This window comes from Nonomuraea sp. NPDC052116, from assembly GCF_040680035.1.
GTDB lineage: Bacteria > Actinomycetota > Actinomycetes > Streptosporangiales > Streptosporangiaceae > Nonomuraea > Nonomuraea angiospora_A.
On record NZ_JBFAWA010000030.1, the window covers coordinates 107023 to 129004 of the forward strand.

General features: G+C 70.4%; 18 protein-coding genes. 11 read left to right on the plus strand and 7 right to left on the minus strand.

Annotation, left to right across the window (positions count from 1 at the left end):
• Positions 1-47: 47 nt before the first annotated feature.
• Positions 48-1157 carry an aminotransferase class I/II-fold pyridoxal phosphate-dependent enzyme gene (locus tag AB0L65_RS43680; protein WP_364258699.1) on the minus strand — a complete coding sequence of 370 codons (1110 nt, stop codon included), beginning with the start codon at positions 1155-1157 and terminating at the stop codon, positions 48-50.
• 65 nt (positions 1158-1222) lie between these two features.
• Here AB0L65_RS43680 and AB0L65_RS43685 point away from each other — a divergent pair, with 65 nt between their 5' ends.
• Positions 1223-2068, plus strand: a complete 846-nt coding sequence (locus AB0L65_RS43685) for an aminoglycoside adenylyltransferase domain-containing protein (RefSeq protein ID WP_364258702.1) — start codon at positions 1223-1225, stop codon at positions 2066-2068.
• A gap of 579 nt (positions 2069-2647) precedes the next feature.
• On the opposite strand, the gene lexA is transcribed toward AB0L65_RS43685, so the two are convergent.
• Positions 2648-3355: a transcriptional repressor LexA gene (gene lexA, locus AB0L65_RS43690; RefSeq protein WP_364258705.1), complete on the minus strand. Its 708-nt coding sequence runs from the start codon at positions 3353-3355 to the stop codon at positions 2648-2650.
• Between the two features lie 1105 nt (positions 3356-4460).
• Between lexA and AB0L65_RS43695 the strand changes: the two genes are divergently transcribed.
• From AB0L65_RS43695 to AB0L65_RS43710, 4 genes are all read left to right on the plus strand, one after another.
• Positions 4461-4679: a hypothetical protein gene (locus tag AB0L65_RS43695; protein WP_364258707.1), complete on the plus strand. Its 219-nt coding sequence runs from the start codon at positions 4461-4463 to the stop codon at positions 4677-4679.
• Positions 4680-4861: 182 nt separating this feature from the next.
• On the plus strand, positions 4862-5173 hold the full coding sequence (locus tag AB0L65_RS43700; protein ID WP_364258710.1) for a LysM peptidoglycan-binding domain-containing protein: 312 nt from the start codon (positions 4862-4864) through the stop codon (positions 5171-5173).
• Positions 5174-6455: 1282 nt separating this feature from the next.
• The gene (gene nrdR / locus AB0L65_RS43705; RefSeq protein WP_185078046.1) at positions 6456-6911 is read left to right on the plus strand and encodes a transcriptional regulator NrdR; all 456 of its coding nucleotides are present in this window, start codon (positions 6456-6458) and stop codon (positions 6909-6911) included.
• The gene (locus tag AB0L65_RS43710; RefSeq protein WP_350739220.1) at positions 6908-9748 is read left to right on the plus strand and encodes a vitamin B12-dependent ribonucleotide reductase; all 2841 of its coding nucleotides are present in this window, start codon (positions 6908-6910) and stop codon (positions 9746-9748) included. The genes nrdR and AB0L65_RS43710 overlap by 4 nt, the downstream gene beginning before the upstream one ends.
• Before the next feature lie 96 nt (positions 9749-9844).
• Here AB0L65_RS43710 and AB0L65_RS43715 read toward each other — a convergent pair whose 3' ends face one another.
• Positions 9845-10663 (minus strand): glycerophosphodiester phosphodiesterase family protein, encoded by an 819-nt coding sequence (locus AB0L65_RS43715; protein WP_364258713.1) that lies wholly within the window; start codon positions 10661-10663, stop codon positions 9845-9847.
• 158 nt (positions 10664-10821) lie between these two features.
• Here AB0L65_RS43715 and AB0L65_RS43720 point away from each other — a divergent pair, with 158 nt between their 5' ends.
• Positions 10822-12231: an MFS transporter gene (locus AB0L65_RS43720; RefSeq protein WP_364258716.1), complete on the plus strand. Its 1410-nt coding sequence runs from the start codon at positions 10822-10824 to the stop codon at positions 12229-12231.
• On the opposite strand, the gene AB0L65_RS43725 is transcribed toward AB0L65_RS43720, so the two are convergent.
• Positions 12182-12646, minus strand: coding sequence for a PPOX class F420-dependent oxidoreductase (locus tag AB0L65_RS43725; protein ID WP_364258719.1), 465 nt, complete (start codon positions 12644-12646; stop codon positions 12182-12184). The genes AB0L65_RS43720 and AB0L65_RS43725 overlap by 50 nt on opposite strands.
• A gap of 113 nt (positions 12647-12759) precedes the next feature.
• Between AB0L65_RS43725 and AB0L65_RS43730 the strand changes: the two genes are divergently transcribed.
• From AB0L65_RS43730 to AB0L65_RS43740, 3 genes are read left to right on the plus strand one after another with little or no spacing between them, the layout of a single operon-like run.
• Complete coding sequence (locus AB0L65_RS43730) at positions 12760-13971, plus strand: amidohydrolase (protein ID WP_350739210.1); 1212 nt, start codon at positions 12760-12762, stop codon at positions 13969-13971.
• Between the two features lie 57 nt (positions 13972-14028).
• The gene (locus AB0L65_RS43735) at positions 14029-15102 is read left to right on the plus strand and encodes a PrsW family intramembrane metalloprotease (RefSeq protein WP_364258722.1); all 1074 of its coding nucleotides are present in this window, start codon (positions 14029-14031) and stop codon (positions 15100-15102) included.
• A 48-nt stretch (positions 15103-15150) separates the two neighbouring features.
• A complete protein-coding gene (locus AB0L65_RS43740; protein ID WP_350739204.1) occupies positions 15151-15771 on the plus strand; it encodes a pyridoxamine 5'-phosphate oxidase family protein in 621 nt (206 codons plus the stop codon).
• Positions 15772-15835: 64 nt separating this feature from the next.
• Here AB0L65_RS43740 and AB0L65_RS43745 read toward each other — a convergent pair whose 3' ends face one another.
• Both AB0L65_RS43745 and AB0L65_RS43750 read right to left on the minus strand, forming a co-directional pair.
• A complete protein-coding gene (locus tag AB0L65_RS43745; protein WP_364258725.1) occupies positions 15836-16003 on the minus strand; it encodes a hypothetical protein in 168 nt (55 codons plus the stop codon).
• Between the two features lie 293 nt (positions 16004-16296).
• Positions 16297-16740 (minus strand): carboxymuconolactone decarboxylase family protein, encoded by a 444-nt coding sequence (locus tag AB0L65_RS43750; protein ID WP_364258728.1) that lies wholly within the window; start codon positions 16738-16740, stop codon positions 16297-16299.
• An 88-nt stretch (positions 16741-16828) separates the two neighbouring features.
• Between AB0L65_RS43750 and AB0L65_RS43755 the strand changes: the two genes are divergently transcribed.
• Positions 16829-20299, plus strand: coding sequence for a serine/threonine-protein kinase (locus AB0L65_RS43755; protein WP_364258731.1), 3471 nt, complete (start codon positions 16829-16831; stop codon positions 20297-20299).
• A gap of 23 nt (positions 20300-20322) precedes the next feature.
• Here the strand turns inward: AB0L65_RS43755 and AB0L65_RS43760 are convergent, their stop codons facing one another.
• Positions 20323-20772, minus strand: coding sequence for a hypothetical protein (locus AB0L65_RS43760; RefSeq protein WP_364258734.1), 450 nt, complete (start codon positions 20770-20772; stop codon positions 20323-20325).
• Positions 20773-20852: 80 nt separating this feature from the next.
• On the opposite strand from AB0L65_RS43760, the gene AB0L65_RS43765 reads away from it, so the two are divergent.
• On the plus strand, positions 20853-21941 hold the full coding sequence (locus tag AB0L65_RS43765; RefSeq protein ID WP_364258737.1) for an MFS transporter: 1089 nt from the start codon (positions 20853-20855) through the stop codon (positions 21939-21941).
• Positions 21942-21982: the final 41 nt, after the last annotated feature.

The following is a 21982-nucleotide window of genomic DNA, read 5'->3' on the forward strand; positions in this document are numbered from 1 at the left end:
CGGGAGCGTCGTAGGGTCGTCCCGCCACACCCCTGGGAAAACCCCGGTCAGGGCATCTGGATCAGCCGGTCGAGGATCTCGGCCAGGATCGCCTCCGTCGTGGCGAAGTTCAGCCGGACGTAATGCTCACCGCCAGGCCCGAAGACCGCGCCGTCGACCAGCCGCACCCTGGCCTCCCGCTCGTACACCTCCGCCATCCCCGGCCGCCCCACGTTCAGCCACGCCAGGTACGTGGCCTGCGGAACCCGATAGCCGACCGACGCCGGCAGCCGGGAGGCGATGATGCGGCGGTTGCGGTCCAGCAGGGCGCGGGTCGACTCCAGCCAGGCGTCCCCGTGCCGCCACGCCGCCACCGTGGCCTCCACGCCGAAGAGGTTCGCCGAGCCGTACACGAAGGGCGGCTGCGCCTCCAGGGCCTTGCGGACGCCCGCGTGTCCCAGATGGGCCGCCGAGCAGCGGATGCCGCCCAGGTTGAACGCCTTCGTGGCGGACGTGAGCGTGACGGTGCGTTCGGGGAGGATCGTGGCGAACGGGATGTGCTGGTGCGGCTCGAACGTGAGGTCCGCGTGGATCTCGTCCGCGATGACCAGCAGGTCGTGGCGTTCGACGTGCTCGGCCAGCTTCGTCAGCTCCTCGCGGGTGAACGAGCGGCCGGTCGGGTTGTGCGGATTGACGAGCAGGAGCACCCGGCAGCCCGACAGGTCGGGCACCTCGAAGCGCCACGCGTCCCCGTCGGGCTCCAGCTGGATCGGATGGAGGGGCCGTTCCATGACCTTCAGCGTCTCCAGGAACGGATGGTAGGCCGGGGTGTGCAACGCGACCCCGTCGCCTGGCCGGGTCCAGACTTGGAGGAGGACCTGGAGCGCCTGGTTGAGGTCGTTGAACGAGCGTACGAGCGAGGGGTCGGCCTGCCAGCCGTACCGGTTCGTCATGCGTTCGGCGAACGCCTCGGCCAGCGGCCCGGCTGAGGGCTGTTCGAGCCAGGTCGGGTAGCCCAGGTCGCCGGCGGCCCGCCGCCGCAGTGCCTCGATCACCTCGGGAGCGGTGGACAGGTCCATGTCGGCGACCCAGGCGGGGATGACGCCCGGCGGGACTTCTGACCACTTGATGCCATCGTGGGATGTCTTGAGGTCTTCAGGGGTATATGCCTCATTCACGCGGCAATTCTAGGATTATTGATTGTGATGAGGTGGCGAGGCCGCTTATGGGAGGCTGGACGGCGATGATGTCTAACCCCAAGGTCGATGCCATTGTCGAGACCTACCTGTCGGTGGCCGACGCGGAGGCTCCCGGGCTCGTGGAGGGTCTCTATCTGGAGGGCTCGGCGGCGCTGGGCGACTACCGGCCCGGCGCGAGCGACGTGGACTTCGTCGCGGTGACGGCCTCGGAGGCGCCGTTCGGGGTGGTGGAGCGCATTCACGCCCGGTTGGGCGCGTACCCGTTCGAGGGCTGCTACCTCACGTGGGACGACCTCGGCCGGGACCCCGCTGAGCTGGGGACGCGTCCCCGGGCACACGCGGGGAAGATCAACCCGCGGGGCGCTCTCAATCCGGTCACCTGGCACACGCTGGCCCAGAACGGCCTGACCTGCCGCGGCCCCAAGCCGGACGAGCTCGATATCTGGCACGATCCAGCAGCCCTCGCGGCCTGGACCGACGGCAACCTCGACCGGTACTGGCGCCGCCTGGTGGCCAGGGCCTCCCACCTGGCCTCGCCCTGGGGGCTGGCCTGTCTCGGCGGCTACAACACGGTCTGGGTCGTCACGGGCGTCGCCCGGCTCCACTACACGCTGGCGACCGGCGAGATCACCTCCAAGTCGGGGGCCGGGCAGTACGCGTTGGCGGTGTTCCCCGAGCGCTGGCACCGGGTGGTGAACGAGGCGCTACGCCTGCGCGAGGAGGACGAGACCGCGCTGCCGACGCTCTCGGGCGCGGTCAGCGGGCTGAGCGAGCACTTCGGCACCCCCCGCAAGTCCCTGTACGGCTCACCGTTCGAACGGCGGCGCGACGTGCTCGCCTTCGCCGACCAGGCGATCATGGCCGCGCACGAGCTGTACGCGGCCCGTTAGAAGCCGCAGGACCCGCGCCGAGCTTCAGTCGGTGCCGCACGCGGGCTGCGACTCGAGGGTCGAGCAGAACGACGGGTCGAGCGCCTTCAAGGGCAGCGCCAGCTTCGTGCTGGAGTGAGCGGGCCGGTGCGGCGACGTCCGGGCACTACGGGTGTGGCGAAGGATGGGGTGGCGGCGAAACGGTGCGACGACGAGACCGAGTTCCGCGCCAGTGCCCGATGACCGGGTGGCGAGACGGTGCGATGCTGAGACCGAGTTCCGCGGCATGGACCGATGCCGAGACTGAGTTCGGCGCCAACGTCCGATGGCGGGGTGGCGACACGGTGCGATGCCGGTGTTGGGTGGCCTTGGGCGCCGCGACCGACAACATGGGACTGAATGGCGACCCCCGGACGGCTCAGTCCTCAGGGGCATGGCCTCCCTCGCCGGGTCCGGATGGCCGGTGACGGGGCTTCGGCCCGAGGGCGAGGCGGGGGTGGAGCCGTACGTACCCGATGAACAGGTGTGTTTCGGCGCGCGCCGGAACGCGGCGCGAGCGGTAGGACGCGCGCCCGAGACCCTTTCGGGCCCTGACCGCCGCTAGAGCCGGCGCAGGACCGCCACGACCTTGCCCAGGACGCTGGCCTCGTCGCCGGGGATGGGCTCGTAGTTGGGGTTGTGGGGGACGAGCCAGACATGGCCGTCCTTGCGCTTGAAGGTCTTGACGGTGGCCTCGCCCTCGATCATGGCGGCCACGATGTCGCCGCTCTCCGCCACCGGCTGCTGGCGGACGACCACCCAGTCGCCGTCGGCGATGGCGGCCTCGATCATCGAGTCGCCGGCGACCTGCAGGAGGAACAGGGTGCCCTCGCCGACGAGCTGCTTGGGCAGCGCGAAGACGTCTTCCACGCTCTCCTCGGCCAGGATCGGACCACCGGCGGCGATGCGGCCGACGAGCGGGACATAGGCGGCCGTGGGGCGGTTGATCGTGGGCTCTTCGTCGGTCGCGTCAGGGTCCACCCACAGCACGGGCTCGCCCGGGAGGCGCACTTCGAGCGCGCGCGGCCGGTGCGGGTCGCGACGCAGGTAACCCTTGCGCTGAAGCGCCGTCAACTGGTGCGACACGCTCGACGTGCTGGTCAGCTGGACCGCCTCGCCGATCTCGCGCATGGAGGGCGGATAACCGCGCTGCTGCACCGAGTCGCGGATGACTTCAAGGATCTTGCGCTGCCTGGGCGTCAGGCCCAGAGAGTCGCGCCGGCGCACCGCGAGGTCGCTGACCCCGTTTGCGCCTTCCTGCTCGCTCATGCTCTTCCTCCTCGCCTGGCGGCCCGCCTCACCGGCGCACCTCCCGGTCTGTGGTCCCAATGTCGCACACAGCGACCGTATCGCTGTTGAAGATCATCTTCAAACAATTGTTCGAGTCTTCCTCGAAATTGTCGCCAGCGTGGTGTACAACATCGTACGGGAGTTCGATCGACACCGTGTTCGATTTGCTGATCTTTATTTGGCCTTTTCCTCGGGCCGCACGGCAGGAGGTCAACCATGCGAACGCCCACAAATACCGACACGACCAGCCAAGACGCCAAACGACTCACACTCATCGCCGACGCCACGCAGGGTAACGATCGACGGGGAGACAATACGCGGACTGAGGCCGGTTCCCGCGGGAATTCGGGGAAGAGGTTGGGGCCCCGCACGACTCATGGTGGAAGGCCCCATTTGCGATTGGTGCCGCCGCCGCGTGCGGGTTCCGACGCGGACGCCACCGTACCGCCGGGCAGGGGAGGAGCCCGTGCGGACGAGGGCGACGAAACGGTGGCCGGCCGGAGATCCGGCGCAGACAGAGACCAACGGCGCTCGGGCGGGGGCGCCGACGCTGGGCGGGGGACGAGGGTGAACGATCGGGGTGCACGCGCCCCTGCGGGCGACGCGCGGTCGCGGGCGCGCGGGCCAGGAGGCACCGGGACGAGAGAAGCAGGAGGCGCCGTCGGCCCTCGAGGTGGCGTCCAGCCCGCCGCGGGAGACGCACGCGGAAATCGGCGCACCGCGCAGATCGCGGAGAGAGACGTCGAGGGTGCTGGGGGAGAGCTTCTAGGTCTCGGGGGTGGTGTCCGGGGCTCCGGGGAAGGCGTTCGCGGTGCCCGGGGCCTGGCCCGGAGCACTGGGGAAGGCGCGCGCAGTCCCCGGGGTCCCGCCCGGAGAGCCGTGAGAAAGGCCCTTGGCTCCAGGGGTGGCGTCCGGAAGGCCGTCGGAAAGATCCTTGGCCCCAGGGGCGGTGCCCGGAGCGCTGGGGGAAAGGACTTCGGTCCCGAGGGTGGTGGCCGAAGTGCTGGAAAGGGCGCTCGCGGCGGTCGTCGTGCCGCCCAGGGTGCCGGGCAAGGTGTTCGCAGCTCGCTGAGTGGTGCCCGAAGTGCGGGGGAAGGCGTTCGCGGTCCCCAGGATGGGGTCCACGGTGCTGATGGGGACGCTCGGGGGCCCTTGGGTGGGGTCCAAGGTGCTGGCGGAGACGTGCGGGGGCTCCGGAGCGGTGTCCAAGGAGCTGGCAGGGACGTTCGGGGTGCCCGGCGTGGCGCCCAGGGTGCTGGGGGAGGCGTTCGTGGTGTTCGGAGTGGGGGTGTCCCGGGGGTAGGGAAGGGTGTTCGGGGTGCTGGTGGGGGTGATCGGGCTGCGCGGGGAGGTGTCGTCCGGGCCGGCCGATCTCGGCGTGGTACAGGCGGCATGCGCTGGGGATCCCGGCGGTGGGGCCGTCGGGTGGCGAGGTGGCGCGCGCGGCGGGCGTTGGCGCGCGTGCGTCGGCGGTCCGCTCCGCCGTTGCGGCTGACCCGGCGCGGGCGGGTCGTGCTGGTGGTCGTCGTGGCGTTGCTGTCGCTCGGCGGGTTCTGGCTCGGTACGCGTGCGGTGGGGCAGGCGGCGGTGCAGGTCGTCGTTACCAGCCATGCCGGGTTGCCGTGGGTGGAGGTGCGCGAGGGCGACACGCTCTGGGCCATCGGGGAGGCGCTCTCTCAGGGGGACGATCCCGGTCCTGTGGTGGAGGAGATCAAGCGCCTGAACGGCCTGTCCGACTCCCCCATTCGCCCGGGCACCCGCCTGTACGTCCCGAACGACACCGCCGCCTTACGCTGACCGCCCGACTCGGGGGTGCGGCCGGCCTGCCAGTTCGCCTGAGCTGTGAGTTCGCTCGGCTCGCGAGTCCGCCCAGGCCGCCAGCTCGGCTGGCCCGCCAGTCCGCCCAGGCTGCCGGTCCGCACGGTCCGCACGGTCCGCCCGGGTTGCCGGTCCGCACGGGCTGCTGGTCCGCCCGGGTCGCAACCCTGCCTCGGGCTGTGAGTCTGCTTGGGCCGCCAGTTCGGCTGGGCTGTGAGTCTGTTCAGGCTGTGAGTCCACTGGGGCCGCCAGGCCGCTCGAACCGTGAGTAAGCTCGGGCCGCTGGTCCGCTCGGGTTGTAAGTGCGCGGGCCACTGGGGTGCGGCGCTGTTCGGTCGGGTTGTGAGCGCGCTCGGCCTGGGAGTCTGCTGGGGTCGCCGGTCCGCTCGGACGGTGATCGCGATCGAGACGCTGGTTCACTTGGGCTGCGAGTCCGCTCGAACCCGCGAGCATGCTCGGGCCGCTGGTCCGCTCGGACCGTGATGGCGACCGAGCCGCTGATCCGCTCGAAACCGTGAGTCCGTCCGGGCCGTGAGTCCGTCCGGGCCGTGAGTCCGTCCGGGCGGTGAGTCCGTCCGGGCGGTGAGTCCGTCCGGGCGGTGAGTCCGTCCGGGCCGTGAGTCCGTCCGGGCGGTGAGTCCGTCCGGGCCGTGAGTCCGTCCGGGCCGTGAGTCCGTCCGGGCCGTGAGTCCGTCCGGGCCGTGAGTCCGTCCGGGCCGCGAGGCCGCGCGTGGGAGCGCGCGTCGGCCGGTTGCTCGGGTGTGACTGGCTGGCGGTGTGTCGTACCGGAGCGCGGAGTGGCCTGGCGGTGGGGGCCGGGTCGGGGCATGGGAACGGTTGCCCGTGGGCTGTTGGCGTTGCGAGGCTGTCCGGTTGTGAGGTGGTTTGGGGGGTGCGGTGGTGGGGCTGGTGGGGGAAGGTTCGGGGGTTGGGTACCGTTGTGAGGTTTGTTCACGAAGGGGCGCGTAAGCAACTCGTGTGACGCTTCCAGCAGCACAAAGATCACCTCGACGGGCGACACGCCCAAGCTCCGGCGGTGACGGCGGGCTGATCAGCGACTTCGGTTCGATGGGCTTGCTCAACTTGCGTTCATGGTCGCTCGCTTCTACGGTTGGACCACAACATCTAGTAGTTACACCGATGTAGTTCACCACACCTTGTGTTTTATGTACCGCTCCACGGCTAGCCGTGGAGTGTGCGCGAGCGTCCGTCGACGGCGGTTTCGCGGCGTGTGGTGACCGCGGGTCTAGGAGGCGAAAGCGTGCACTGTCCGTTCTGTCGCCACCCTGACACGAGGGTCATCGACAGCCGCTCCACGGATGACGGCGCGGCCATCAGGCGACGCCGCACCTGTCCCGAGTGCGGGCGCAGGTTCACCACGCAGGAGACCGTACTGCTGATGGTGAGCAAGCGCAGCGGAGTGACAGAGCCGTTCTCGAGGGACAAGGTCGTCGCGGGCGTGCGGCGGGCCTGTCAGGGCAGACCGGTGGGCGAGGATTCGCTGGCGCAGCTCGGGCAGCGGGTGGAGGAGGCCATCAGGGCCAAGGGCGCGGCCGAGATCCCCTCCAACGAGGTGGGGTTGGCCATCCTGGGCCCGTTGCGGGACCTCGACGAGGTGGCCTACCTGCGGTTCGCATCGGTATATCGCGGTTTCGAGAGCCTGGCGGACTTCGAGGCCGAGATCTCACAGTTGAAGGCGGAGAAGGGGGAGTCATGACGGAGACGGCCAGCGGTTCAGTCGCGCGCGGGGGGAAGCGTCCGCGTAAGGGACTGAAGATGAAGAGGATCTTCACCAAGCCCGGCGTGCACCCGTATGACGAGATCCAGTGGGAGCGCCGCGACGTCGTCATGACGAACTGGCGCGACGGCTCGATCAATTTTGAGCAGCGGGGCGTGGAGTTTCCCGAGTTCTGGTCGGTCAACGCGGCCAACATCGTGACGACCAAGTACTTCCGCGGGGCCGTGGGCACCCCGCAGCGCGAGTGGAGCCTGAAGCAGCTGATCGACCGGGTCGTCGGCGTCTACACCAAGACGGGGATCGAGCACGGCTACTTCGCCAGTGACGAGGACGCCGAGATCTTCGATCACGAGCTCAAGCACGCGCTGGCGCACCAGGTGTTCGCGTTCAACTCGCCGGTCTGGTTCAACGTGGGCACCAAGTCGCCCCAGCAGGTGAGCGCCTGCTTCATCCTCTCGGTGGACGACCAGATGGAGTCGATCCTCGAGTGGTACAAGGAAGAGGGCGTGATCTTCAAGGGCGGCTCGGGCTCGGGTGTCAACCTGTCCCGCATCCGTTCCTCGAAGGAGCTGCTGTCGAGCGGCGGCACGGCCAGCGGCCCGGTGAGCTTCATGCGCGGCGCCGACGCGTCCGCGGGGACGATCAAGTCCGGCGGCGCCACCCGCCGGGCGGCCAAGATGGTCGTGCTCGACGTCGACCACCCCGACATCGAGGAGTTCATCGAGACCAAGGCGCGCGAAGAGGACAAGGTTCGCGCGCTGCGTGACGCCGGTTTCGACATGGACCTGGGCGGCAAGGACATCGTCTCCGTCCAGTACCAGAACGCCAACAACTCCGTGCGCGTCTCCGACGAGTTCATGCGCGCGGTGGACAAGGGCGAGAAGTTCGGCCTGCGTGCCCGCCTGACCGGCGAGGTCATCGAGACGGTCGACGCTCGGGAGCTCTTCCGCAAGATGGCCAAGGCCGCCTGGGAGTGCGCCGACCCGGGCGTGCAGTACGACGACACGATCAACGACTGGCACACCACCCCCGAGACGGGGCGGATCACGGCCAGCAACCCGTGCTCCGAGTACGTCCACCTGGACAACTCCTCCTGCAACCTGGCCAGCATCAACCTGCTGAAGTTCCTGAAGGACGACAACTCCTTCGACGTCCCCAACTTCGTCAAGCTGACCGAGCTGATCATCACCGCGATGGACATCTCGATCACGTTCGCGGACTTCCCGACCGAGAAGATCGGCGAGACCTCGCGGGCGTACCGTCAGCTCGGCATCGGCTACGCCAACCTCGGCGCGCTGCTCATGGCGACGGGCCACGCCTACGACTCCGACGGCGGCCGCGCCGTGGCGGGGGCGATCACGTCGCTGATGACGGGCGTGTCCTACCGCCGCAGCGCCGAGCTGGCCGCGGTGGTCGGCCCGTACGACGGATATGCCAGGAACGCCGAGCCGCACAAGCGCGTCATGCGCAAGCACGCGGCGGCCAACGACGACCTGCGCACCGTCGGCTCCATGGACGCGAAGATCCACTCCGAGGCGTCCCGCCAGTGGTCGGAGTGCCTCAAGCTCGGCGAGAAGAACGGCTACCGCAACGCCCAGGCCAGCCTGCTGGCCCCCACGGGCACCATCGGCCTGATGATGGATTGCGACACCACCGGCATCGAGCCGGACCTGGCGCTGGTCAAGTTCAAGAAGCTCGTCGGCGGCGGCTCCATGCAGATCGTCAACCAGACGATCCCGCGGGCGCTCAAGCAGCTCGGCTACCAGCAGGAGCAGATCGAGGCCATCGTCGAGTACATCGGCGAGCACAGCCACGTCGTCGACGCGCCCGGCCTGCGCCAGGAGCACTACGAGGTGTTCGACTGCGCGATGGGCGAGCGGGCGATCGCGCCGATGGGCCACGTGCGCATGATGGCGGCCACGCAGCCGTTCCTGTCGGGGGCCATCTCCAAGACGGTCAACCTGCCCGAGTCGGCCACGATCGACGACATCGAGCAGGTCTACCAGGAGGGCTGGAAGCTGGGGCTCAAGGCCCTGGCCGTCTACCGCGACAACTGCAAGGTCGGCCAGCCGCTGTCGGCCGGCAACGGCGCCAAGAAGGACGAGGCCGCCAAGAAGGACGAGGCTGCCAAGGCGGAGCCCGAGGTCAAGGTCATCGAGGTCAACCGGCCGACCCGGCGGCGCATGCCCAACCAGCGGCCGAGCATGACCACCCGCTTCACGGTGGGCGGTGCCAAGGGCTACATGACCGCTTCGTCCTACCCTGACGACGGGCTCGGCGAGGTCTTCCTCAAGATGTCCAAGCAGGGCTCGACGCTGGCGGGCGTCATGGACGCCTTCTCCGTCGCGATCTCCATCGGCCTGCAGTACGGCGTGCCGCTCGAGACGTACATGAGCAAGTTCGTCAACATGCGGTTCGAGCCGGCCGGGATGACGGACGACCCGGACATCCGGATGGCGACGTCGGTGATGGACTACATCTTCCGCCGCCTGGCCCTCGACCACCTGCCCTACGACGAGCGGGCGGCCCTGGGCATCTTCTCGGCGGCCGAGCGCGCCGCGCAGCAGCGCGGCGAGGACCCGGCGGCGCTGCAGGAGACGGTGGACCGCGAGGCGCTGGCCCAGTCGGCGCCCATCGAGGAGAAGCCGAAGGCGGAGGTCGCCGAGCAGTCGCCGGCGGTCAAGGAGCTGACGCTGGAGAGCCACCAGCGCTTCACGGCCGACGCGCCGCTCTGCATGACCTGCGGCACCAAGATGCGGCCGGCGGGGAGCTGCTACGTCTGTGAGGGCTGCGGCTCCACCAGCGGCTGCAGCTAGTCGCGAGATCGGTTGACCGGGGCGGGGGCGAGCGGATTCGGCTCGCCTCCGCCCCGTGCGGTCCTGGGAGCGCTCGCGCAGGCTGTGCTCGCCGCCTCAGTCGCTCAGTAGCTCGTCCAGGACGTCCGGCTTGTTGGTGATGATGCCGTCCACCTGGTAGTCCAGCATCCGCTGCATGGTGTCCGGGTTGTCCACCGTCCAGGCGAGCACCTGCATGCCGAGGGCGTGCACGCGCCGTACGTACGAGGCCGACAACGAGGTGTACGGCGGGTTGATCTGGTCGGCGAACTTGGCCAGTCCCGGCAGGTCGGCGCTGGACGGCGTGCCGAGCAGCCCGATCGGCACGTCGGGCAGCAGGCGGTGGAAGGTCCGCATCGACGCCCAGCTGAACGACTGCACCACCAGCCGCCCCTCCGCCAGCCAGCCGGGATGGCGGCGCAGCTCGGTGGCGACGCGGGCCTCGATGCCGGGGTAGAGCTCCGGAGCCTTGATCTCCAGCAGCAGGTCCAGCCCCGAGCCGCTCATCTCGCTGAGCGTCTCGTCGAGCGTGGGCACCCGCTCGTCCTCGTACTTGTCGGAGAACCACGAGCCGGCGTCCAGCCTGCGGATCTGGTCGAGCGTGAGATCGCCGACGCGCCACGGCGCATGACCGGGGAAGACCCGCTCGACGTCGGTGGTGCGGGCCAGGGTCGTGTCGTGCATCAGGACCAGTTCGTGGTCCTTGGTCTCCTGGACGTCGAGCTCGAACACGTCGGCCCGCTGCTTGCCGGCCAGCTCGAAGGCGGCGATGGTGTTCTCGGGCGCGTACGCGGAGGCGCCTCGGTGCGCGACGTTGACGACGGCGGTGGCCGCCTCGGCAGGGGTCGTCAGCAGGGTGGACGAGATCGCGATCATGACGGCGAGTCGCCTGAACATGGGTCTCCTCGGGTGGGGAGAGACAGTCGACTCGACGGTGACAAGATCGCATGACTGCTGGTTGATGGCAGAGTAACGGCCCGGTGCCCGACCGATGAGCATTCGACACGCGACCCCCGTGCCGGAGGAGCGAATCATGGAGTTCTAGCCTGAATGTCGTGAAACATGGTGGGATGCTGGCCGTACTCCTGGCGGCCTGGTTCATGGCCCAGTTCGACTTCTTCGTGGTCAACGTGGCCGCTCCCTCCATCGAACGCGACCTGCACGCGGGCCCGGCCGCCCTCGAGCTGATCGTCGGCGGGTACGCCTTCACCTACGCGGCCGGCATGATCACCGGAGGCCGGCTCGGCGACCGCTACGGCTATCGGCGGCTGTTCATCTGGGGCGTGGTCGCGTTCACGATCGCGTCCGTGCTGTGCGGGATGGCCGTGAACCCGGTCCAGCTCGTGGCCGCCCGCCTGCTCCAGGGCCTGGCGGGCGCGGCGATGGTGCCGCAGGTGCTGGCCACGATCTCCGCGGCCTACTCGCCGTCGGAGCGGGCGCACGCCCTCGGCTGGTACGGCGTCGCGGGCGGCCTGGGCTCGATCGCGGGCCAGGTGCTCGGCGGCCTGCTGCTGACCGCCGACACGCTGGGGCTCGGCTGGCGGGTCATCTTCCTGATCAACCTGCCCGTCGGCCTGATCGTGGTGCCGCTGGCCATCTGGCTGCTGCCGGAGGTCGAGACCGCCCGGCGGGCCAGGCTCGACGTGCCCGGCGCGGCGGGCCTGGCCGTCGGGCTGGCTCTGGTGCTGGTGCCGCTCGGCCTGGGCAACAGCCTGGGCTGGCCCGTCTGGACGTGGATCAGCATGGGGGCCGCGGTGCCCGTGTTCGTGCTGACCTGGCGGTGGCAGCAGGCGCTCGGGGCGCGCGGCGGGCAACCGGTGCTCGACCTGGCGCTGCTCAAGGTCCACTCCTACCTGGCGGGCGTGGGCTCGATCGTCGCGTTCATGGCGTACTTCGCCTCGTTCATGTTCACGCTGACGCTGCTGCTGCAGGGCGGGCTGGGGCTGACGGCCTTCCAGGCGGGGCTGGCGTTCGCGCCGATGGGGGTGCTGTTCTCGGTCACGTCGATCCTGGGGACACGACTGGTCAGAAGGTACGGGCTGATCGTCGTCGTGATCGGCGGCGTGATCATCGGGCTCGGACTGGCGCTGATGGTGGTCGGGGCCGGGCTGGGCCTGCCGTACATCATGGCCGCGCTCATGCTCGTCGGCACGGGCAACGGGCTGGTCCTGCCGCAGCTCATCGGCGCGGCGCTGGTGGAGGTCGCGCCGCACCAGGCCGGCATCGGGTCGGGCATCCTCAGCACGGCGCAGCAGTTCGCGGGCGCGGGCGGCGTGGCGGTGATCGGCGCGGTCTTCTTCGCGGCGGCGGAAGGGGGGCACCACGTCACTGCCATGCGCTGGGCGGCGGGCATCGACCTGGGGCTCGTCCTCGTCGTGATCGCGTCGGTGGCCTACAACCGCCACCGCGCCGTCGTCACGAAACGGGCAGCGCGGTCCCGTACAAACGCGAGACGCGGATCCTGATCACCAGCCGCCGGTCCTCGACCATCTGCCGCAGGAAGGCGTACGGGTCGTCCATGTGCTGCTGCATGGCGAGGAGTTCCATGCCCACCTCGTCGCCCGGCTCGGCGCTCACCGGCGACAACTCCGCCTGGCCCTCGGCGACGGCGTAGGACCAGAAGTCGTCGCTGGCCACGTAGAGGGCGCAGCGGGGGTCCTTGTGGAGCTGGCGGACCTTGAGCCGGTCGGCGATCGTGGAGATCCGCACCACGAGCTGGTCGGGGTCCCAGGTGTACAGGACGGTGGACAGGTGAGGGTGGCCGCTGCTCTTGTTGGTCGCCAGCGCGCCGAAGCGCTGCCCGGCCAGCAGTTGCGAGAGCTCCTCGTCGCCGAGGGACTGGGGGGCCGGGCCCGCGCCTGGCCCGTACGTTTGCGACATGCATCCTCTCCCTCGTGCAAATCCTGAAATGTCAGCCTATCCCCATGTCACCCGGCCCTGGAGGACCCGATGCGTACGGGTTCGGCGACCCGCCCACCGGTAGGTTACGAGTCATGAATTTTGCTATTACCAGCGGATACGTTGTGCCGATCGACGGCGACCCCATCGACGGCGGCACCGTACTCGTCCAGGACGGGAAGATCACCGCCGTCGGCCGGGACGTGGCCGTGCCCGAGGGGACCCCCGTCGTGGACGCCGCCGGCGGCTGGGTGCTGCCCGGCTTCGTCGAGGCCCACGGACACCTCGGCGTGTACGAGGAGGCCGAGGGCTGGGCCGGTCAGGACACCAACGAGATGACCGACCCGAACGGCGCCCGCCTGCGCGCCCTCGACGCCATCAACCCCGCCGACCTGGCCTTCGCCGACGCGCTGTCCGGCGGCGTGACGACCGCGGTGATCAAGCCGGGCTCCGGCAACCCGATCGGCGGCCAGACGGTCGCGATCAAGTGCTGGGGCAGGTCCGTGGACGAGATGCTGGTCAAGGAGCCGGCCAGCGTCAAGAGCGCGCTCGGCGAGAACCCCAAGCGCGTGTACGGCGACCAGAAGAAGCTGCCGTCCACCCGGCAGGGCGTGGCCGCCGTGATCCGGGACGCGTTCATGAAGGCGCAGGACTACAAGGCCAGGCGGGCGGCGGCGGCCGATGAGGGCAAGCCGTTCGACCGGGACGGCACGCTGGAGATCCTGGTCCGTGTGCTGGACGGCGAGCTGCCCTGGTGCCAGCACACGCACCGGGCCGACGACATCTCCACCGCGCTCAGGCTGGCGGACGAGTTCGGCTACCGCCTGATCATCAACCACGGCACCGACGGCCACCTGCTGGCCGACACCCTGGCCGACCGGGACGTCCCCGTCATCATCGGCCCGCTCTTCACCAGCCGGTCGAAGGTCGAGCTGCGCCGGCGCTCGCTGCGCAACCCGGGCATCCTGGCGCGGGCGGGGGTGCGGCTGGCCATCACCACCGACCATCCCGTCGTGCCGATCCACTTCCTCGTCCACCAGGCCACGCTGGCGGTCAAGGAGGGCCTGGACCCGGCCGAGGCGCTGCGCTCGATCACCCTGAACCCGGCCCGGATCATGGGGATCGACGACCGCGTGGGCGCGCTCCGGCCCGGGCTCGACGGCGACGTCGTGATCTGGTCGGGGGACCCGCTGGACGTCATGAGCCGGGCGCTGCGGGTGTTCGTCTCCGGCCGGGAGGTGTACACCTACGCCGACGGCGAGGCCGTCGTGGCGGATCCGTACTACCGCGAATCAAGTGACCGTTAAGCGGCTGTAGATGCGGGCCGAGCATAGTGGTCGGACCAGCGAAAGGGAGGCACCACGATGCCAGTCCAGCGTCCCAGCAAGGCCCTCTTGATCGGCCTGGTCGTGTCCAGCGCCCTGGCGTTGATCGTGCTGACCGTCATGCTGCTGTCGGGCGGGCCCGTGGGGTTCGGGCTGTCCGCGCTGCTGGGCGTGGCGCCGCTGCCCGTGCTGCTGGCGGCCGTGCTCTCGCTCGACCGGCTGGAGCCCGAGCCGAAGCTGAACCTGGCCTTCGCCTTCGCGTGGGGCGCGGGGGTGGCGATCGTGCTGGGCGTCGCGCTGTCGTTCGTGGGGGAGGCGCTGTTCACCAGGGCCGGGTTCGGCGAGGCGGTCGTCGACGACGTGGGCACCGTCCTGCTGGCCCCCGTGATCGAGGAGGCGCTCAAGGGCTCGGCGCTGCTGCTGCTCCTGCGCAGGCGGCAGGAGATCGACGGGCTGACCGACGGCATCGTGTACGCCTCCATGGCCGGCCTGGGCTTCGCGGCCGTGGAGAACGTCGGCTACTACCTGCTCGCGTACAACGAGGACGGGGCCGGCGGGGCGCTGCAACTGTTCGTGATCAGGGGCCTCATCGACCCGCTCGGCCACCCCATCTACACCTCCATGATCGGCCTCGGTGTCGCCTACGCCCTGACCAGGCGCACCGCGGCCAGGTTCGCCGCGATCCCGCTCGGCTACCTGGGCGCGGTCTTCCTGCACGGCCTCTGGAACGGCTCCGCCACCACGGGCTCCCTGACCTGGGTGGTCGCCGCGTACCTCGTGATCATGGGGGCGCTCATCCTGCTGATCACCGTGACCGTCATCGAACGCCGCCAGCTCGTCACCAGGATGGGCGTCTACCTGCCCGGCTACCAGCAGACCGGGCTGATCACGGAGGCCGACGTCAGGATGCTCAGCACGCTGTCCGGCCGCAAGGCGGCCCGCAAGTGGGCCAGGGGCGCCGGGCTCGGCCGGGCCATGGGCGACTACCAGCAGGCGGCGACCGAGCTGACCATGCTGCACCTGCGGGCCGAGCGCCAGGGCATGGACCCGGTCCGCTTCGCGGTGGAACGCGACGCGCACCTGGGCATGATGGCGAACGCCCGCCGCTGGTGACCCAGACGCTCCCTGGCAAAATGGGGTGAACCCTCGAAGGGAGAGCAGATGAGCTGGGTGGAGATCGGGTCCGAGACTGAGCTACGCGAATTGCTCGGCGAGGTCATGCCGAGGGCGGCGACCAAGGAGCGCGTACGGCTGCACGAGCGCGACCGGGAGTGGCTGGCGGCCTCTCCGTTCTGCCTGATCGCCACGTCGGACGACGCGGGCGCCTGCGACGTCTCGCCCAAGGGCGACCCCGCCGGGTTCGTCCACGTCATCGACGACACCACGATCGCCATCCCGGACCGGCCGGGCAACCGCAGGGCCGACGGATTCCTCAACGTCCTGACGAACCCGCACGTCGGGCTCATCTTCCTGATCCCCGGCCGCAACGAGACCCTACGGATCAACGGCCGGGCCAGGCTCATCCGCGAGGCCCCGTTCTTCGACGAGATGATCGTGAAGGGCCACCGCCCGCACCTCGCGCTCGTGGTGGAGATCGAGCAGATCTTCTTCCACTGCGCCAAGGCGTTCCTGCGCTCCTCGCTGTGGAAGCCGGACAGCTGGGAGCCCGAGGTCCTGCCCTCCCACGCGCGGCTCGTCAAGGACGTGCAGAAAGTGGAGGAAAGCCTCGAACAGCTCGAGAGCTACTACGGCAAGACCTACGCCGAGCGCCTCTACGGCTGACCTCGGAGCCCGCCGCTCGGCCCCGGGCCGGGCGGCGGTGCTTTTCAGGCAGCTTTCAGGCGTTTCAGGCGGCGGAGGTCGGACCGCCCGGGAAACGGAGGACGTTGCGGCCGCTGTAGGCCCGCAGGTCGATCACCTTGGGATCGTCGGGCTGCTTGCGGCGGCCGGCCGAAGGAATCTCGCGGACCTTGTGCCTGGCGATGTGTGGCGGCACCACCACAAGCCTCTTCATCGTGAGCCCCCCGTGATGACTTTGTTATCTAGTTATCTACCGAAGGACCGATAAATCCGGCGTAAAGAGAGCACGTCAGTAGGGGAGTGTGCGGCCCGCCGGGGTCCGCAGGTCCAGCTCCAGAGCCGGCTTCGTGGGCCGCTTGGTCGTCGACTTCGTGACTCTGACACGTTTCATGGCCTCCCCCTTCGGAAGCGCGTGTCCGCGCCGCTGGGCGGCGGCATGACGGGCACCCGCCATGCGCGCCAACCTAACGGGCCACCACCGGCTCTCTCAATGCATTTCTACGAATGTCATGCTCCGGGCGTGAACCGGGCCGTGACAGCGATCCGGTTCCACGCGTTGATCATGGCCAGCGCCACGATGAGCAGTCCCAGCTGCTTCTCGCTGAAGTGCCGCGCGGCCTCCTCCCAGACCGCGTCCGGCACTCCCGCGCCGTCGGCCAGCTTGGTCGCCTCCTCCGCCAGCGCGAGCGCGGCCCGCTCGGCAGGCGTGTAGACGGTCGCCTCCCGCCAGGCGGCCACCGACCAGAGGCGCTCGTCGCTCTCACCGGCCTTCTTCAGGTCGCGGCTGTGCATGTCCACGCAGTAGGCGCAGCCGTTGATCTGGCTGGCGCGCAGCTTGACCAGCTCAAGGGTGGCGGCCGGCACCTCGCTCTCGTGCAGCAGCTTCTCCACGGCCAGGAAGTGGTGGAACGCCTGCGGAACCTGCTCTGCGACGTTGATCCGCTGGGTCATGTGTCTCTCCTCAGTTCGTTTGAAGGAGAGACAGGGTGAGCCGCCCAGTTGTGACAACTTCCGCGAAGAAAGTGGCATCTAACCCGCCATGGAAGCGCTGAGAGCGGGGGATCCCCAGCGCATCGGGGACTACTGGCTGGCGGGACGGCTGGGCTCGGGCGGGCAGGGTGTCGTGTACGACGCCTACGACGCCGGCGGCCGACGGGTCGCGGTCAAGGTGCTGCACGCGAACGGCGACCGCGCGATCCGCGACCGGTTCGCCAAGGAGGCCACGGCGGCGGGGCGGGTGTCGTCGTTCTGCACGGCTCGCGTGCTGGCCACCGATCTGGAGGGGAGCAAGCCGTACCTGGTCTCGGAGTACGTGCCGGGGCCGAGCCTGGGCGCGGCCGTGCGGGACGGGCGCCGGTTCGGCGGCGACGACCTGCACCGGCTGGCCACGGCGGTGGCGACGGCGCTGACCGCGATCCACGACGCCGGGGTCGTGCACCGCGACCTCAAACCGGACAACGTGCTGCTCGGACCCGACGGCCCACGCGTGATCGACTTCGGCATCGCGCGCACGATCGACATGTCGCTCACCAGGACCGGTGAGGTGTCGGGCACGCCGGCGTACATGGCGCCCGAGGTGTTCACGGGGCAGCGGGCGGGCGCCCCGGCCGACGTGTTCGCGTGGGGCGCGGTCATGGTGTTCGCCGCGACCGGGCACGAGCCGTTCGGCGCCGAGAACCTGGGCGGCGTCATGCACCGGGTGCTCTCGCACCGGCCCGACCTGAGCGCGCTGCCCCCGCGGCTGGCCGCGCTGGTCGAAGCCGCCCTCGACAAGGACCCGGCGGCCCGGCCCGCGGCCCGCGACCTGCTGCTCGCGCTGGTCAGCGGGACCGGCTCCGACATCAGGGGGCTGCTGGCCGCGGGCAGCCGGACCGCCCGGGACGTGCACGGTCCCGGCCGCGCCGATCCCGCGCTCGGCACGATCGCGGAGGACGCCTACGAGTCGCTGGCTCCCGAAGAGCGGGAGGTCGCGGCCGAGGTGTTCCTGCGCCTGGTGGCCGTGGACGGGGACGGGCACGAGGAGGGGCGGGCGGCCGGGTACGAGGAGCTGTTCGGCGGGCGGTCCGAGCGCGAGTCGGCGGCGGTCAAGCGGGTGCTGGAGGCGTTCTCGTACGTGATCGCCGACGGGGACGGCTCGGTGGCGCTGTCGCGTCCCGGCCTGCTGCGTGCCTGGCCGAGGCTGCGCATGTGGGTGGACGCCGACCGTGACGGGCTGGCCACGCTGAACACCGTCAACGCCGCGGCCCGCCACTGGGCGGGCAACGGGCGCCGCGACGCCGACGCGTTCCAGGGCAGCCGCCTGGAACAGGCGCTGAGCTGGGCCGCCACCGGGCGCCGCCATGTCACGCTGACCCCGCTCGAACGCGACTTCCTGCGCGCCGGCACCGACCTGACCAGGCGCAGGGCCAGACGCCGGACGCTGACCACGGTCGCGCTGGCCGGGCTGCTGGTGGCGGCGCTGGTGGCCGGCGGGCTGGCGATCCTGCAGCGCCAGGAGACCGCCCGCCAGCGCGACATCCTCGCCGCCAAGGAGGTGGCCGTCGAGGCCGACCGCATGCGTACCGCCGACCCGGCCCTGGCGATGCTGCTCAGCGTGGCGGCCTGGCGGGTCGCACCGGCACAGCAGGAGGCCCGTTCCAGCCTGATCGCCTCACTGCAGCAGCAGGAGACGGCCGTCTTCCGCGAGCCGCCGGTCAAGGGCTCGGCCGAGCGGCTGCTCAGCCGCGACGGCCGCACGCTGGTCAGCGCCAGCGAGGGCGGGGTCAACGTGTACGACGTGCGCACTCGCAGGCTGACGGCGAGCTGGCCCGAGATGAAGGTCGACGGGACGATCACCGGCCCGCCCGCGCTGAGCCGCAGCGGCCGGCTGCTGGCCGAGACCTCCTCGGAGGAGGAACTGGGCGTCTGGGACCTGAAGACCGGCAGGAAGGTGCTCGAACGGCGCATTCCCGCAGGGTACGAGGGCAGCTACACCGCCGTGTTCGGCGAGCACGAGACCACGCTCACGCTGGTGTACGCCCAGCAGGAGATCTATCGCCTGCTCGACGTGTCCACCGGCAGGTGGTTCGGGAAGGGCGTCTTCGAACAGCGCGGCGAGGTGGCGGTGAATGATCCCCTCGTGGACCCCTCGGGCAGGCACCTGCTGCTGCCAGGAGGACGCTTCGACCAGCTCTCGCTGCCGGACTGGCGGGCGGAGCGCCCCTTCCGCGCCTGCGTGACGCATCCCGACCTTGCGGCGTTCAGCCAGGACGGCAGGACACTCGCCTGCGGCAACGGGACCGACGTCGCGCTCGTCGACGTCGCCTCCGGCCGGGCCTTCGGCGAGACGCTGACCTGCGAGGTCTGCGGATCCGAGAGCAAGCTGCGCTTCAGCCCGGACGGCCGCCACCTCGCGGCCTACCGCGGCAGAGACGTGCAGGTCTGGGATCTGCGCACCCGGCGGCCGGTACTCGGCTACCGCGCCGAGGGCGAGCTGACGGACGTCGCCTTCGACCCCGACGGCAGGACGCTGCGGTACATCGTGGACGACGCCGTCGTCAGCCTGGACCTGCGGCCCCGTACGCACAGGACGGCCGTGCCGGGCTCGACCCTCCTCAGCCGGGACGGCCGGTGGGCGGCGATCGAATCGGGCAAGAGGCTCCGGGTCTGGGACGTGCGGGCCGGCAAGGAGACCGGCAGCCTTCCCGTCGACCGGGACGCCGAGGATCCCGAGGAGTTCCACGGAACGCGGCTGGCCGTTTCGGATGACAACAGCACGATCACGCTGTGGGACGTGCGGACCCTGGCGAAGCTCTGGTCGACGCGGGTGTCCAAGGTGGGCGGCACCCCCACGGACGTGCATTTCACCGAGGACGGGCGGCGGCTGGTCATGAACGTCGTGTTCCGACAGAAATCGCTGGCCAAGGAGGTGGTGCTCGACGCCGCCGACGGCCGCCTGCTGAGCTCGATCGACACCGTGTATCACGGCGGGCCGCTGCTGCCGGGCGACACGGCGTACGCGTCGCTGCTCGGGGGCAGGTTCGTCGACCTGCGCACCGGCAAGCCCGTGGGGGCCGGGTTCGGGTCCACGGACGCGATCGAGTTCAGCCGGACCGGGCTCATGGCCGTGAACGAGTCGGCCACCGGGCGGATCGGACTGTGGTCGGTGGACGGGCCGACCCGGCTGAGCCCCGCCCTGCCCCGGGCCGCCGACGAACTCCTCCTGCTGGCCTTCTCACCCGACGGCAGGACCCTGGCCTCCGTCACGGAGAAAGGGGCGCTCCAGCTCTGGGACGTCGAGACCAGGCGGCGGCTCGGCGGGTCCTTCCGGCTGGGGGATGGCCCGGTGTCGCTGGCGTTCGGCACGGACGGGGAGACGTTGTACGCCGGGACCGACGAGGCCCTGCACGCGATCCCCGTGCGGAGCGAGCGGGTCGCGCAGGAGGTGTGCGCGCGGGCCGGGCGTTCGCTATCGGCCGAGGAGTGGGCCCGGTACCTGGGCGGCGTGCCGTACCAGAACGTCTGCCCCTGACGGGACGCCGCCCTCCAGGGGCCTCAGCCCTTGCAGTTGCCCCAGGTCTTGCGGCCGCCCCAGGCCTCGACGCGGTTGTCCGGGTCGCGGGTCCAGCCGGCGTACTTCACGCACTTCCACTTGCCGTCGATGTGGCCGGTCTCGGCGTAGAAGCGGTACTTCTGCACGTCTTCCGCCCGGCCGCCGCCCCTGACCTCCAGGTAGGCGCCGGTGACCGTGCGGGTGCCCGTGTACGCGCTCTTGATGGCGGTCACGCAGTTCTTGCCGCTCCGCTTGTTGTACATCAGGTACACCTGTCCCAGCACCGCGCCCTCGCGGGTCTTCATCGCCCGCTGGCCGTCCTTGACACGATGGAAGCCGGGGCCGCAGACCCGCTCGGGGGTGTAACGGGCCGTGGCCGCGTACGCGGAGGAGGGGGTGGCGACGATCCCGGCCGCGACCAAGGCCGTCGCGATGACCGTTCGGGTGAGCACGAGCTTCCCTTCGGCAGGGGTAATAAGGACAACGTCGATCTTTACTGTGCCTTGACCGAAATATCAAGGGGTTGTGGTAAATGCCGCTTATCGCGGTGTGCGCGGCCTGGGCCGTGTTCTGGGGCTCCTGGTCGGCCCTCCTGCCTGCCATCAAGCTGGAGCTGGGCATCTCGGCGGGAGACCTGGGACTCGCGCTGAGCGCCGTACCCGTGGGGGCCCTGCCCGCGATGGCGCTGACCGGGCGGCTGGTACGGGGGCGCGAGCGGACCGCCCTGCTGGTGACGACGGCGCTGTTCGGGCTCAGCGTGGCCGGGATCGGGCTGGTGGCCACACCCTGGCAGCTCGCGCTGGCGCTGCTGCTCGTGGGGGCGACCAGCGGGGCGCTCGACATCGCCCTGAACCTGGCCACGGGGCGCGCCGAGCGCGAGACCGGCCGCCGCCTCTTCCAGCCCGTCCACGCGTCCTTCCCGGTCGCGGTCATAGCGGCGTCGCCCGCCACTGGCCTGGCCCGATCCCTGGGCCTGAACGTCGGCACGGTCCTCGTGATCATCGCCGTGATCGTGATCGCCACGTCCCTGACGGTGCTGGCGCTGCCCGCGGGCGAGGGAACGGCCGCCTCGTCCGGCGGCCCGGACAAGCGCGCGCTGTGGGGTGCCGCGGTCGTGGTGGGGGCGCTGGCGGCCTGCGTCCTGGTCATCGAGAACTCGGTCGAGCAGTGGTCGGTGCTGCTGCTGGAGGAGCACCGCGGGGCCGCGCCCCTGGTGTCGAGCGCCGCGCCGTCCGTCTACATGGCGGCGCTGACGGCCGGGCGCCTCGTCGTGCAGGCGCTGCCTCGGGTGCCGCTGCGGGCGTTGTACCTGGTGGCGGGGGTAGGTGGCGGCGCGGGCATCGCCCTGGCGGGGCTGGGCGGCACCGTGCTCGCCTCGATGGCGGGCTTCGCGGTGACCGGGCTGGCACTGGGCCCGCTGGTGCCCGCCCTCCTCAGCCGGGCCGCCGCCGACGACCCGAGCGGAACGCTGGTGTGGGGGGTGTCGACGATCTCGTACGCGGGGTTCGTGATCAGCCCGTTGCTCGTCGCGGCTCTGAGCGGATGGCTCGGCCTGCCCTCCGCCCTGGCCCTCCTCGGCCTCCTGGGCCTGCCACTGGTGGCCCGCTTCGCCCGGTCCTGAACGATTTCGAGGGACATTTGGGGAAATTGGTTGGCCTTTGA

Coding starts and splice junctions, on each gene's coding strand:
- AB0L65_RS43685 (WP_364258702.1), top strand. CDS start 1,223: ATGATGTCTAACCCCAAGGTCGATGCCATTGTCGAGACCTACCTGTCG.
- lexA (WP_364258705.1), bottom strand. CDS start 3,355: ATGAGCGAGCAGGAAGGCGCAAACGGGGTCAGCGACCTCGCGGTGCGC.
- AB0L65_RS43710 (WP_350739220.1), top strand. CDS start 6,908: ATGACGGAGACGGCCAGCGGTTCAGTCGCGCGCGGGGGGAAGCGTCCG.
- AB0L65_RS43715 (WP_364258713.1), bottom strand. CDS start 10,663: ATGTTCAGGCGACTCGCCGTCATGATCGCGATCTCGTCCACCCTGCTG.
- AB0L65_RS43725 (WP_364258719.1), bottom strand. CDS start 12,646: ATGTCGCAAACGTACGGGCCAGGCGCGGGCCCGGCCCCCCAGTCCCTC.
- AB0L65_RS43730 (WP_350739210.1), top strand. CDS start 12,760: ATGAATTTTGCTATTACCAGCGGATACGTTGTGCCGATCGACGGCGAC.
- AB0L65_RS43735 (WP_364258722.1), top strand. CDS start 14,029: ATGCCAGTCCAGCGTCCCAGCAAGGCCCTCTTGATCGGCCTGGTCGTG.
- AB0L65_RS43740 (WP_350739204.1), top strand. CDS start 15,151: ATGAGCTGGGTGGAGATCGGGTCCGAGACTGAGCTACGCGAATTGCTC.
- AB0L65_RS43745 (WP_364258725.1), bottom strand. CDS start 16,003: ATGAAGAGGCTTGTGGTGGTGCCGCCACACATCGCCAGGCACAAGGTC.
- AB0L65_RS43750 (WP_364258728.1), bottom strand. CDS start 16,740: ATGACCCAGCGGATCAACGTCGCAGAGCAGGTTCCGCAGGCGTTCCAC.
- AB0L65_RS43755 (WP_364258731.1), top strand. CDS start 16,829: ATGGAAGCGCTGAGAGCGGGGGATCCCCAGCGCATCGGGGACTACTGG.
- AB0L65_RS43765 (WP_364258737.1), top strand. CDS start 20,853: ATGCCGCTTATCGCGGTGTGCGCGGCCTGGGCCGTGTTCTGGGGCTCC.